The sequence below is a fragment of the Shewanella sp. MBTL60-007 genome (assembly GCF_019654915.1).
Taxonomy (GTDB): Bacteria; Pseudomonadota; Gammaproteobacteria; order Enterobacterales; family Shewanellaceae; genus Shewanella.
This window is the reverse complement of record NZ_BPET01000047.1, coordinates 1-12,828: the sequence shown is the minus strand read 5'-3', so window position 1 is coordinate 12,828 and position 12,828 is coordinate 1. Positions and strand designations below refer to the sequence as shown.

The window sequence follows — 12,828 nt, the reverse complement described above, 5'->3', positions numbered from 1 at the left end:
AGATGATATGGCATAGCATTTCTATTATATATTGCCTGCTATGAACTGGTTACAAAGGCTAGCATTTACCATTTATAAGGTGTGTGATTCGGGCCTCTCATTGACGGGGTTCGCTTTGTTTTTGTGTGCTTAATCACGCTAGAAAGACAGATTTTATATGTGAAAAAAGATAAAAAGCGCCTATTTACCTAGTTAGCTGATTTTATAGGCAAATTTTTAGCTAATGAGTTGGTAAATTTTTAGGCAGACAACAGGGATAACGCTATTTGCCGTTGTTATTACTTGCTACTATGCCGCGGTATTTTGCAAATCAGAGGTTGTAAATGGAGCTTAGGCGACATGCTGTTGAATTTGGATTCCTACAAGGGATATTTTTCTGTAACGGTGCCAAGCTTTGCGAGCAGGGCCTGACCATTAATGGCAAGGTTTACCCCTATCCAGAGTTTGATGAAACCGTTGAAGTACGAGAGGGCTGGTTCACCCAAACCTTAGTTTGGGGGGATAACCGCTTTAGCTTTTTCCGCTTTATCGATAGTAAACCTCTATTTCAACACGCCTTATATAACCACTTATTACATAGCAAAGTCGGACTACAACTGACTTATGACGAGCTAATTGCCGATATAACCCACTTCGACCATACCTTTGCTCAGCATAAGCGCTATTTAAGGGACTCTGATAAGAGCCGACTACAACGTGACTTTCAAGCTTCTTTAGCATCATTAAACCATGTAGAACATTTCAAAAAGCTGGGGTTCGACACCGAACCCTTTAACTGTCGCTTAGCAAAATTTATTAAGCAGCCCGAAGCTTTCACGGAAAAATATAACCAGTGGTGGCAGCAAAAACAGCTCGATGGTTATCAAGAGCTGTTTGACTCATTAGAGGCGCATCCTTTGACGCCATTGCAGCGCGAGGCCTGTGTCGTCGATGAGAATAATACTTTAGTGATCGCCGGAGCTGGAACGGGTAAGACTAGCACCATGGCGGCAAAGGCTGCGTATTTGGTGGCTCAGGGGCTAGCAAGGCCCGAAGAGATCTTGATGTTAGCCTATGGTAAAGATGCCAGAGTGGAGCTTGAGCAAAGGGTGACGGCAATGGGCGCGCAAGGCTTGACTGGCGTTAAAGTCAGTACTTTCCACGCGCTGGGCAAGGAGATCATTCAGTATTATCTAAATAGCTCGACTCAAGTATCGGTGCTGGCGAGTGACGATAAACGTTTGACGCAATTTGTCGATCAACAGATCGATGACATCGTTGCCGACCCAAAAATGGCCGATCCTGTCGCCGATTATTTTGGTCGCTATCTGTATCCCCAAGTTAATGAACTCGACTTTACGACGGAAGGGCAATATCGCGCCTACCTTAAAAATAACGAGATCCGCGCATTATCGGGCGACTTAGTTAAAAGCTTTCAAGAGCTGAGGATCTGTAACTATCTCTATATCCATGGGATTGAATTTGAATATGAACCTAAGTACCTATCAAAACAAGGCGCCGAGGTAACAGAGCCGGGCAAGAGTGTGTATCAACCTGACTTTTATATTCCTATCCTTGATGCTTACTTAGAACATTTTGGCGTTGATAAGCAGGGTAATACCCGTCACAACATAGATAAAGAGTCCTATAACCAAAGCATGCAGTGGAAAATCGCCCTGCATCAACAGCATGGTACCTGCTTACTACAAACCTTTAGCTGGCAAGCCGATTATCGGAATGATGGTGGTTTAGAGAAGAGTCTGGAAGCACTACTGTGTGAGCGCGCGGGAGAAATCGGACTTGGCGAACAGCAATTGTTCAAACCCATTTCACCCGAAGCTGTATTTGCTCAGGTTAAGCACTTGGGCGTTTATCGTAATGTCAGTCGGTTAATGTCGAGCTTTTTGGGGCTGTTTAAGTCATCAGGTTATACCTTTGCCAAGCTTGAGTCGTTAAAGATGGCAACAGGTTCAGACAAGAAGCTAGTTACTTATAACCAACTAAGGTGGAAGGCATTCCTGCATTTGTTCAGGTGGGTTTATGATCGCTATGAGGCGCATCTTAAGTCCCTTAGCACATTAGATTTTTCCGACATGATAGGCGAGGCGCTTAAGATTAGTCGTGCAAAAGACTTCCATCAACGAACTAGCGATCGTTTTCGATTCAAATACATCATGGTCGACGAGTTTCAGGATATATCGCCTGAGCGCGCCAAGTTGGTGACTCAGTTAAGGGATTCAACACCAGACTGTGCACTGTTCTGCGTCGGGGATGATTGGCAGGCAATCTACCGATTTACCGGTAGCGACCTTAATTTAACTACCGAGTTTAGCCAAACCTTTGGGGTGTCTAAAACTGTAATGCTGGATAAAACCTTTAGATTTAACGATAGAATCGAAAAGGTGGCCTCACAGTTTATTCAGGCAAACCCAGCCCAGTTAAAGAAGTGCCTTACCACCCATAGTGTGAGTGATAACCCTGAAGTGTGCTTATTGATCAACAATAAAGAAACAGCATTAACTCAGGCGTTCGACAGTATTGTTGAAATCACCAGTCAACAAGACAGCCCAAAGCGGGCCACGGTAATGATGATTGCGCGCTTTAATGCCTCCTTAAAAGAGCTAACGAGTTGGCAGCGTCGCTATCCGCAGTTTGCGATCTCTGGTTTTTCGGCTCATGCCTCTAAAGGTAAGCAGGCTGACTTTGTGATAGTGCTTGATGTCAACGACGACAAATATGGCTTCCCCTGCAAAATTGATAGCGACCCGATCCTTGAGGCGCTGTTACCTAAGCTCGATGGTTTCGCCGATACTGAGGAGCGCCGCCTGTTTTATGTAGCATTATCTCGCGCTAAAAAAAGGGTGTTTGTGCAGGCTGAGTTAGGTAGAGAGTCTGTGTTTGTCAAAGAACTACTTAGTTATCAAGCCGATATTCGTGTTTACCCGAACGAGCTAGCGCCTATGTATAACGATGCTTTATGTTGCCCAAATTGTAATGAGGGTAAGCTTATTCCAAAAGAGGGACGTTTCGGTCTGTTCTATCGCTGTTCTTTAGGCCAAGAGTATTGTGATACCAAACTTGATGCTTGCGCTGTTTGTCATGGTGCACCTATGGTTAGAAATGAAACACATCACTACTGCACGAGTGGCAAATGCAATCATCGGCTTTTAGTCTGCCCTGAGTGCTTCTCGGGTAAGTTGGTTCTACGCACTAATGGCAAAACCAATAGGCAATTTTTAGCCTGTAGTCTGCACCGAAGAGGTGACGCTAATAGCTGTCACTATACAACGAGTGATATTGCTAATTTTGCAGATAAAGCATCGGAAGCTGCTGCCTAGTTCTCTTATTTCCAGGAGCAGTGGAGTTAATCTGAGCTTTCAGATTTTTTGATGGGTATGGTTTTTCTGTGTGGTTGGTGATAACCCCTTAAAAAAGGGAGTAGCCTATTTGCTACAGTAAATGGTGTGTTTGTGTCTAGGCTAGAGTCGATTTCTGGTGTGATTATTTTTGACTGCTGTTACCTATTTGACGCTTAGAGCGCTTATTGCACTTCCTTTAGTATTTGTTTTGATAGGCTGTTTTAGCTAGATCTTAACTAAGCTTGATGTTCTATAGTTAATACACGCCGTTGTAATCGTCTCAGCGCGGCAATTACCGAATCATATATTTATGAAAGGTGTGTATTACAAGCGAGCTAAGGGTCACTTCTTATGTCTAATTCACAGCGTTCTAAGAATAAGTTCATTTTACATTCAAGCTATCCGCCATCTGGGGATCAACCCGAAGCCATAGCGCGTTTAATTGATGGAATTGAAAAAGGGGTAACTCACCAAACATTAAAAGGCGTGACGGGGTCGGGTAAAACTTTCACTGTTGCCAATGTTATCCATAGGCTTAAACGGCCGACCATCATCTTGGCCCACAACAAGACATTGGCTGCACAGCTTTATAGTGAGATGCGGCACTTTTTCCCCGAAAATGCCGTTGAATTTTTTGTCTCCTATTACGATTATTACCAGCCTGAAGTCTACCTTCCCGGTAGCGACCGATTCATTCGTAAGGATTCTGCGATAAATGAACATCTAGAGCGTTTACGTCTATCTACCACTAAGGCCTTGATTGAACGTAGAGATGTGATTGTCGTGGCATCGGTATCGTCGGTATATGGTTTAGGCGATCCAGAAGCCTACCGCGCCCTTCAGCTTAAGCTCAGCCAAGGGCAGGCTATTAAGACTGAGGAGCTAATTGAGCGTTTAGAAAGGCTGCAGTATAGCCGCTGTAATCGCACAATTAATCGAGCGACATATTTAGTTCGTGAACGCGCGGTTGATATCTTTCCGGCGGATTCTGAACATAAGGCGCTGACCCTTGAAATAGAAAACGGTCATTTGAACAAACTCTATTGGATCGATGCCATCAGTGGTGAAAAGCTTGCGGATATCGACGAGTATTATGTGTCGCCTAAAACCCTTTATTCGGTGTCGGTTGAGCAGGTCGAAAAGGCCTGCGAGCAGATCATGAAAGATATGGAAGCGCAGGTTGCAGTACTTACGGCTGAAAATAGGCTAACCGAGGCTGCAAGATTATATGAGCGGACGATATCCGATCTCGATCTACTTCGCCTGCAAGGCTATTGTCCCGGCATAGAAAACTACGCTTCTTATCTAAATCGGCGCGATCCTAACCTGCCGCCCACGACACTGTTCGATTACTTACCCAAAGATGGTTTACTGTTTATCGATGAATCCCATGTGATGGTGCCGCAAATTTCGGCCATGTATAAGAGCGATCAGAGTCGTAAGAATACCTTAATCGATTTTGGCTTCCGTCTTCCCTCCGCGCGAAATAATAGACCATTAAGCTTTGCCGAATTTGAGCAGATAAAGCCGCAGACGATTTTTGTATCGGCAACACCGGGCCGTTATGAGCTTGATAAATCTAACCAGCATGTGTTTAAGCAGATCATCCGCCCAACTGGTCTACTGGATCCTGAAATTGAAATTCGCCCCTGTGAGAATGATCTTGAAGACTTGGTTAAGGAGATAGAGCTAAGAGTGGCCCGTAACGAACGGACACTCGTGACCACATTAACCAAGAAAAGCGCCGAGACGCTCAATAACTTTATCGCTGCCAAAGGAATAAAGGTCAGTTACCTGCATTCCGATGTAAAAACCAGTGACAGAGTGGAGATTATCGAAGCACTTCGCACCGGAGCTTATGATGTACTCATTGGTATTAACCTATTGCGAGAAGGGCTCGATATCCCTGAGGCATCCTTGGTGGCAGTACTGGATGCTGATCATGCGGGCTTTTTACGCTCCGAGCAGGCCTTGATTCAGATTATCGGGCGAGCCGCCCGTAATGAAAACGGTAAGGCGATTCTGTATGCCGACAAAATGACTGCAGCTATGCAAAAAGCGATAGATGAGTCTTCGGAGCGGCGAGGCCATCAGATGCTGTATAACATGGCTAATGGCATAGTACCGAGTTCGTCTAAGCGTAAACTCGATTCTGACGCCCAAACTCATATTGCTGCTGGCGCGGTGGACAGAGCCAAATTTTGTGAAAGCCTATCTGAGCTTTGCCAACAGATCACCGCAAAAGAGAAGGAGTTACTGCAGTTGGTAGATGAAGAAGGAGCCGAGCAGGCCAAGCTTATTCGTGAGCAATTGATTGTGCTTTATCGACAGTTTATCTATATGTAGGGGCTAGCGTTCACTCAGGTGGTTATGCTTATCACCATTTACGAGGTTTTTAGAATAATTAAGTTGTGGAATAAGCGATTGGCGCTATAAAAACAGGAATTAATCCAATATATTAGGACATTGAGGTGAGTTTGAATCAAGCGCCCAGTGTCTTTTTTATTACTGGAAGGCGCTTATTTAATAGGGGATGAATAACTTGAAGCTAAAGAGCACGATAATATTGTTAACAAGCTTGATGGCCGTAGGCTCAATACAGGCAGAAGAGAGGGCTAGCATAAGTAAGGAGGTGACCGGTATTGCAGGATTAACGCCTAAGGAAGATCTCTATAACTTAAGAGTATTTGACAATAATTTCATCTTACCTGTCTATCAAACTCAATCAGCAAACCAAGCTTATTACGCTCCCCAAAACCCTAACAAAGGCGAGATCAGCGAAACCAACGTTCAATTTCAAATCAGTTTAAAATATGGTATCGCCAATAATTTATTTACCGACAATGACGGTTTTTATATTGCCTATAGTCAAATATCAAATTGGCAGGCTTATGATAAATCGGCTTATTTTCGTGACTCACAGTATCAGCCACAAGTGTTTTGGTATTGGCAGCACTCTGATTCAGAGCAAGTCTGGCAAGGTACTAGTATAGGCTTTGAACATCAATCAAACGGTAAAGGCGGCGAATACGAACGCAGTTGGAACCGAGTTTATTTGGAGTTCTCTTTAGCATTTAGTGACCTTGAACTCACCATTAAACCCTGGGTTAGAGCAGATTTTTCCGATATAGACTATAACCCCGATATTGAAGATTATATGGGCTATGGTTCGGTTAAAGGTGATTGGTATGTTGGGGACCATCAGATTAGTTTAACGCTCCGTAACATAGTAGAAAGTGGCTTTTCCAAAGGCTACGAGGAGTTAAGCTGGCGATTTCCTATCTACAAGGGGTTAAAAGGCTACTTGAAACTGCAAAGTGGTTATGGATTAACGATCTCTGATTATAATCATTTCGATAATGCAGTGGGGATTGGGATCGCGCTTTAAGATTAAATGATTTTATGCGTTAAATTTACTTAGGCTATAAAAATGAACGAATTTTCTAGTTGGCTTGATTCTAAAAAGCTTAAACAACAAGTCACTAACCCCAACATACAAGTGGGAGAGTACTCTTATTATTCAGGTTTTTACCATGGCAAGTCCTTTGAAGACCAAGCTGTGCGCTACCTGTTAGGCGATGGATCCACTATAGATGTGTGGGAAGCGGGCGTTTTCGGTGAAGTCGATAAACTGATCATCGGTAAATTCTGCTCAATCGCATCCGGTGCTTGTTTTATGCTTGCAGGTAATCAAGGTCATCGCATGGACTGGATCTCCACCTATCCGTTTGCGCCGGAGGAGTTTGGTGACGGCGTAAAGAGCGGATTTGAGCGTGCCGGCGATACCGTGATTGGTAATGATGTGTGGATTGGTAGTGAAGCGATGATTATGCCCGGTGTGACCATAGGAGATGGCGCTGTGATTGGGGCGAGGGCGGTGATCTCAAAAGATGTTGCGCCATACAGTGTGGTTGTGGGCAGCAATAAATTAGTGAAGCAACGTTTTACGGTTGATGAGATTGAAAAGCTATTACAGATGCAATGGTGGAATTGGCCTCTAGATAAGCTAAAAGGTGCAATGGCACTAATGTGTAGCGCAAACATTGAAGCGCTGTATCAATACCATCTCAAGCATGAACAAAGAGTTGAGTAATAAAAATGGCGCTAATCTCTGAGATTAGCGCCATTTTTCATGTCTAGTTATTTAGTGCAATGCCATGGAAAGCTTAAGCACTTTTCTTCGCTTCATTTTCAGTCTGGCTTGCCATGTACTCACTAAAGGTACCTTGGAAGTTTACTAGCTTCTTATCTTTCACATCTATGATGCGTGTAGCCAATGATGAAACAAACTCACGGTCATGGCTTACAAACACTAGCGTGCCTTGGTAAACCTTAAGCGCATTGTTGAGGGCTTCAATCGCTTCCATGTCCATGTGGTTTGTTGGCTCATCCATTACCAGCACGTTGATGTCCATCATCATTAACTTACCGAATAATAAGCGGTTTTTCTCACCACCTGAGCAGTTGCGGGCTTTTTTGTTGATATCGTCTTCAGTAAACAATAAACGGCCAAGCATGCCACGTACCATTAGGTCGTTATGCTTTGGTAGACGCCACTGTGACATCCAGTCAAATAGGTTTAGATCGTTATCAAAATCTTTGCTGCTGTCCTGTGGGCAGTAGCCGATAGAGGCATTTTCTGACCATTTGATTTCGCCAACCTTGTTCTGTAACTCATTGACCAAGCAGCGAAGGAATGTCGATTTACCCACGCCGTTCTCGCCAATAACAGCAAGCTTTGCGCCTGCTTCTAGGATTAAATCACCACCTTCAAACAGTAATTCTCCGTCAAAACCGTGGCCAACGTTTTCCATCACTAGGGCTTGGCGGTGCATCTTCTTACCGTCTTCAAAACGAATTGAAGGTGTCATACGGCTTGAGGCTTTGACTTCATCTAGGGTGATTTTTTCAAGCTTTTTAGCGCGAGAACTGGCTTGTTTCGCTTTAGAAGCGTTAGCGCCAAAACGGTTAACGAAGTCTTGCAGTTCATTCATCTCAGCACTTTTCTTAGCGTTACCCGCTAATAGCTGCTCTTGAATAAGTGCAGACGCTTCCATGAAGTACTCGTAGTTACCTGGGTAAATACGCAGCTCACCGTAGTCGATATCGGCCATGTGAGTACACACAGTGTTTAAGAAGTGACGGTCGTGCGAGATGATGATCATGGTGCACTTGCGCTTATTTAGCTCTTCAGCCAACCAGTTAATGGTGTGAATGTCCAAGTTGTTGGTTGGTTCGTCAAGCAGCAAAATATCAGGGTTTGAAAACAAAGCTTGTGCTAAAAGCACTCGCAGCTTCTTACCTGGAGCGACTTGGCTCATTAGGCCAAAATGCAGTTCTTCTTCAATACCGGCCTCAATTAAGATTTCACCTGCGCGGCTTTCAGCGCTGTAACCGTCCATTTCAGCAAACTCGCTCTCTAGCTCGCCTACTTTCATGCCATCTTCTTCACTCATCTCTGGCAGTGAATAGATGCGCTCACGTTCTTGTTTTACTTCCCAAAGTTTGGTGTCACCTTGAATAACTGCATCAATTACTGAGAACTCTTCGAATGCGAACTGGTTCTGGCTCAAAGTACCGACTTTTTGACCTGGAGTAATAGAAACGTTACCTGAAGTAGGAGAAAGCTCACCACTTAAAATCTTCATAAAGGTAGATTTACCACAACCATTAGCGCCAATTAAGCCGTAGCGATTGCCGTTTCCGAACTTAGCGGAAATGTTTTCAAATAGTGGCTCAGGGCCAAACTGCATTGTGATGTTAGCTGTAGTGATCAAGGCTTTTCCTAAAAATGGCTTAAATAATAGTAGAAGTCATTGGCTTGGGTTAGAAACAAGACGGCATCGTGATGTTTGCCCTTGAGATCAAAAGAGGATCCCGAGTGATTAATCAAAGTGAAAGCCAAAGACGTTAACAGGTTACGGAAAGTCATCCCTGTTATGAAGGCAAAACAGCGGCGGATTATACAGACCTAGGTGGTTAGATGTCGAGCTATCATCATCTGTTGAGGTACGCTATTTATCGTAACGGATATGTATTTTTAATTAATTGGTGCTCCGCAACGATTTTCGTGGGTGAAATCGACAATTTCTTGTTATTATTAGCCCATTGATTTGCCCCGCTCGTTGAGCAGGCTAAGTATTCATTTAGTGAATATTTTCTATAGAAGTATGTTTTGACAACTTCTGCGATATTTGGACTCCCCATGATTGAACATCAACAGAATAATCCACTCCACGGCTTAAATTTAGAAACTATGCTGACCGAGCTAGTCAAGTTCTACGACTATAAAGTGCTTTACGCTGCCCTTAAGTTAGAATGCTTTAACCTTAATCCCAATATGGCAGGTTGTATTAAGTTTTTAAAGAAGACTGAGTGGGCGAGAGAGCGTGTTGAAGCCTTTTACCTTTATCGCTTTAAGCGCATGCCAAAAGGCACTGCTGCTCAAATGGAGCTAAAGCCTCGTGAGCGCGGTTATGCTGATGGTATTGTGCCGCGTAAACCTGAAAAGTTAACGGTTGAGCTTGTTGAAGAGTTGCGTGCTAAGGCCGAAGCAAACTATAAAGCGATGAAGAAAAGCGGTCAGCGTCCGCGCTTCGGTAAAGACAAGCCAAGAGCGCAAGATGGATATGCGCAAAATCGTCGCAGCGGTGCTAAACGCCCACCGGCATCACAAGACCCTAAGAACCCTTGGGGTAAGTAATTAGCATTTAGTTGAAATGCTTTTATCAATATATAAGGACCTTGATAGGTCCTTTTTACTATCTGCTTCCCTATAAATTTAATATATGCACCCCATGCATAGTATTGTTTCAATTTATTCATTTGTTTCATAACTAACTAATCAGTAGCATGCGCTTCCTTTTTAGTAACCCCAGTAAAGTAATGCGCTCTCAATCTATCTCTGCACAGCTGCTGCGTATGACCGCGGTATTAGGTCTAACGTTAGTTTTAGTTAATCACTTTCCCCCTTTGCTCAGCGCCTTTAGTGACAATGGCGCAGAAGTTGGCTGCCACCAAATTCCTAAAAATGACCCAATTTTAGAAGTTAACCATAAGAGTGAAACCGGAGTGGCATCTTTATGAGTATTTTTCGTTTTCCATTATTAGTTTGGCTTGGCATTGGCATACTTATTATTAGCCTTGGGATCCGCCAATCGTTTGGGATCTTTATGATGCCAATTTCGATGACCTTTGATGCTGGGCGAGAGTTTTTTAGTTTTGCTATTGCACTACAAAACTTGTTGTTTGGCGTATTTCAACCATTTGTTGGTATGGCTGCAGACCGATTTGGTTCTAAAAAAATCATTATGGGTGGGGCATTAACTTATGGCTTAGGTTTATTACTTACATCGATTTCAACTAGCCATGAGCTGTTTTACTTTTCTATTAGTATGCTTATTGGCCTTGGTTTAAGTGCGACCAGTTATGTAGTCGTTTTGGGCGCTGTAGCAAAGGTTGTACCTGCTGAACATACTGCTAAAGCGTTTGGTTTAACCACAGCTGCTGGCTCGTTTGGTATGTTTGCTGTTATTCCTGGTGCGCAAAGTTTATTGACTCACTTTGATTGGCAAACCGCGCTACAGGTCTTTGCATTACTTTGTTGTGTGATGTTTGCCTTTGCTTCATTTATGAAGGCGACTAAAACGAACAGTGTTATCAATGAAGCAGTAGATGAACAAACACTTAAGCAGGCGTTATTAGAGGCTTGTACTAATCGTAACTATTGGCTGATCCACATCGGCTTTTTTGTGTGTGGTTTTCATGTGATGTTTATTGCCACGCATTTACCTAGCTACCTTGCAGATAAAAATCTAGATTCATCTATTGCTGCGTTGGCATTAGCTTATGTGGGTATTTTTAATATCTTTGGTTCCTACTTCTGGGGCGTAATGGGGGATAGATTTAATAAGCGTTACGTGATGAGTGCGCTTTATTTTGTTCGAACCGCGGTTATTGCTGCTTTTGTAACTTTACCAGTAACAGATAACACTGCGGCATTGTTTGGAGCGGCTATAGGTTTTTGTTGGTTAGGTACGGTTCCATTAACTTCTGGCTTGGTTAGGCAGATATTTGGCGCTCGATATTTATCTACACTTTATGGTTTAGTATTTTTTACCCATCAAGTGGGTAGTTTTCTTGGTGCTTGGGTTGGCGGCCGTATTTATGACTACTATGGCAGTTATGAGCCGATTTGGTGGTCGACTGTAGTACTAGCGTTTGTTGCTGCACTCTTACATTTACCGATTGATGACCGCCCAATAGCGCAAATAAAGCAAATGCTTCGTGAAAGAATGATAGAAGAGGGCGGAGTAAGTGGTTCTCACTAATGAGAGTCAAAGCTGGAAACTCGTTTTATTAGAGTTTCAATAACAAAGGCCGCCATCTTGGTGGCTTTTGTTTGTGGAAATTAATACAAGAGGTAACTTTTACCATTTTAATGGCCGTAAAAATGGCCGTTGTTGCAGGTTACTTTGGTAAATAACGATAACTTACATTAAAGTAGCTCGCTTAAGGTGCTTAAATTTTGTCTTTAAATATTCTTGTTTGTAATTGTTTTACTTAAAAAATGCGGGAAAATGCCTAAACAGCGCCCAAGTTGACCATCAAATCACCGCTTAACAACTATTTGTGTTTTTTTGCTTGCAACGAACGCGCTATCGCCATACTATAGCGCTCGTTCCAAGGCAACAGCCAAACGAACAGCAAGAATACAGTCGCGGGATGGAGCAGTTTGGTAGCTCGTCGGGCTCATAACCCGAAGGTCGTTGGTTCAAATCCGGCTCCCGCAACCAATTCTTGAACAGTACAACCGTAGCTCAGTTGGTTAGAGCACTACCTTGACATGGTAGGGGTCGGTGGTTCGAATCCACTCGGTTGTACCAATTCTTTTATAGAAGAATCGAAAAATCTATTATCCTGTCGCGGGATGGAGCAGTTTGGTAGCTCGTCGGGCTCATAACCCGAAGGTCGTTGGTTCAAATCCAGCTCCCGCAACCAATACAACCGTAGCTCAGTTGGTTAGAGCACTACCTTGACATGGTAGGGGTCGGTGGTTCGAATCCACTCGGTTGTACCAATTCTTTTGTAGAAGAATCGAAAAATCTATTATCCAGGCGCGGGATGGAGCAGTATAAAAGCTACTCGGACTCAACTCTTTATAAAAGCTAGGCGAAGGTCGTTGCCAGTTCTTTTATAGAAAGTAATCCAGCTCTCGTAGCCAATTCTTTTATGACAGAATTAAAACAGTTATTAGCGTTTATTACGGACGCGGGATGGAGCAGTTTGGTAGCTCGTCGGGCTCATAACCCGAAGGTCGTTGGTTCAAATCCAGCTCCCGCAACCACTTCCTTATAATGAAGTAAAACGAATAAATATTACGGACGCGGGATGGAGCAGAGTAAAAGCTACTCGGGCTCAACTCTTTATAAAAGCTAGGCGAAGGTCGTTGCTAAGTTTTTTTGCAGAAAGTAATCCAGCTCATGCAACC

The 12,828-nt window shown here is 43.5% G+C and carries 8 protein-coding genes and 5 tRNA genes; 12 read left to right on the top strand and 1 reads right to left on the bottom strand.

Annotation, left to right across the window (positions count from 1 at the left end; all coding sequences use genetic code 11):
- Positions 1-323 precede the first annotated feature (323 nt).
- The 4 genes from K5Q92_RS16945 (at position 324) to K5Q92_RS16930 (ending at position 7,431) form a co-directional block, all read left to right on the top strand.
- Positions 324-3,317 (top strand): UvrD-helicase domain-containing protein, encoded by a 2,994-nt coding sequence (locus K5Q92_RS16945; protein WP_220770107.1) that lies wholly within the window; start codon positions 324-326, stop codon positions 3,315-3,317.
- Between the two features lie 372 nt (positions 3,318-3,689).
- Positions 3,690-5,684, top strand: a complete 1,995-nt coding sequence (gene uvrB / locus K5Q92_RS16940; protein WP_220770106.1) for an excinuclease ABC subunit UvrB — start codon at positions 3,690-3,692, stop codon at positions 5,682-5,684.
- Positions 5,685-5,904: 220 nt separating this feature from the next.
- Positions 5,905-6,726: a phospholipase A gene (locus tag K5Q92_RS16935; RefSeq protein ID WP_259649609.1), complete on the top strand. Its 822-nt coding sequence runs from the start codon at positions 5,905-5,907 to the stop codon at positions 6,724-6,726.
- A 42-nt stretch (positions 6,727-6,768) separates the two neighbouring features.
- Positions 6,769-7,431, top strand: coding sequence for a CatB-related O-acetyltransferase (locus K5Q92_RS16930; protein ID WP_220770104.1), 663 nt, complete (start codon positions 6,769-6,771; stop codon positions 7,429-7,431).
- 73 nt (positions 7,432-7,504) lie between these two features.
- Here K5Q92_RS16930 and K5Q92_RS16925 read toward each other — a convergent pair whose 3' ends face one another.
- Positions 7,505-9,115: an ABC-F family ATPase gene (locus K5Q92_RS16925; protein WP_220770103.1), complete on the bottom strand. Its 1,611-nt coding sequence runs from the start codon at positions 9,113-9,115 to the stop codon at positions 7,505-7,507.
- Positions 9,116-9,543: 428 nt separating this feature from the next.
- Between K5Q92_RS16925 and K5Q92_RS16920 the strand changes: the two genes are divergently transcribed.
- From K5Q92_RS16920 to K5Q92_RS16885, 8 genes are all read left to right on the top strand, one after another.
- A complete protein-coding gene (locus K5Q92_RS16920; RefSeq protein ID WP_220770102.1) occupies positions 9,544-10,041 on the top strand; it encodes a VF530 family DNA-binding protein in 498 nt (165 codons plus the stop codon).
- 182 nt (positions 10,042-10,223) lie between these two features.
- Positions 10,224-10,424, top strand: coding sequence for a hypothetical protein (locus K5Q92_RS16915; protein WP_220770101.1), 201 nt, complete (start codon positions 10,224-10,226; stop codon positions 10,422-10,424).
- Complete coding sequence (locus tag K5Q92_RS16910) at positions 10,421-11,668, top strand: MFS transporter (RefSeq protein WP_220770100.1); 1,248 nt, start codon at positions 10,421-10,423, stop codon at positions 11,666-11,668. The genes K5Q92_RS16915 and K5Q92_RS16910 overlap by 4 nt, the downstream gene beginning before the upstream one ends.
- A gap of 388 nt (positions 11,669-12,056) precedes the next feature.
- Positions 12,057-12,133, top strand: a tRNA-Met gene (locus tag K5Q92_RS16905).
- A gap of 13 nt (positions 12,134-12,146) precedes the next feature.
- Positions 12,147-12,223 (top strand) — tRNA-Val (locus K5Q92_RS16900).
- Between the two features lie 38 nt (positions 12,224-12,261).
- Positions 12,262-12,338: transfer RNA gene (locus tag K5Q92_RS16895), tRNA-Met, on the top strand.
- Between the two features lie 2 nt (positions 12,339-12,340).
- Positions 12,341-12,417 (top strand) — tRNA-Val (locus K5Q92_RS16890).
- A gap of 190 nt (positions 12,418-12,607) precedes the next feature.
- Positions 12,608-12,684, top strand: a tRNA-Met gene (locus K5Q92_RS16885).
- Positions 12,685-12,828: the final 144 nt, after the last annotated feature.

Coding starts and splice junctions, on each gene's coding strand:
- K5Q92_RS16910 (WP_220770100.1), top strand. CDS start 10,421: ATGAGTATTTTTCGTTTTCCATTATTAGTTTGGCTTGGCATTGGCATA.
- K5Q92_RS16920 (WP_220770102.1), top strand. CDS start 9,544: ATGATTGAACATCAACAGAATAATCCACTCCACGGCTTAAATTTAGAA.
- K5Q92_RS16945 (WP_220770107.1), top strand. CDS start 324: ATGGAGCTTAGGCGACATGCTGTTGAATTTGGATTCCTACAAGGGATA.
- uvrB (WP_220770106.1), top strand. CDS start 3,690: ATGTCTAATTCACAGCGTTCTAAGAATAAGTTCATTTTACATTCAAGC.
- K5Q92_RS16915 (WP_220770101.1), top strand. CDS start 10,224: ATGCGCTCTCAATCTATCTCTGCACAGCTGCTGCGTATGACCGCGGTA.
- K5Q92_RS16930 (WP_220770104.1), top strand. CDS start 6,769: ATGAACGAATTTTCTAGTTGGCTTGATTCTAAAAAGCTTAAACAACAA.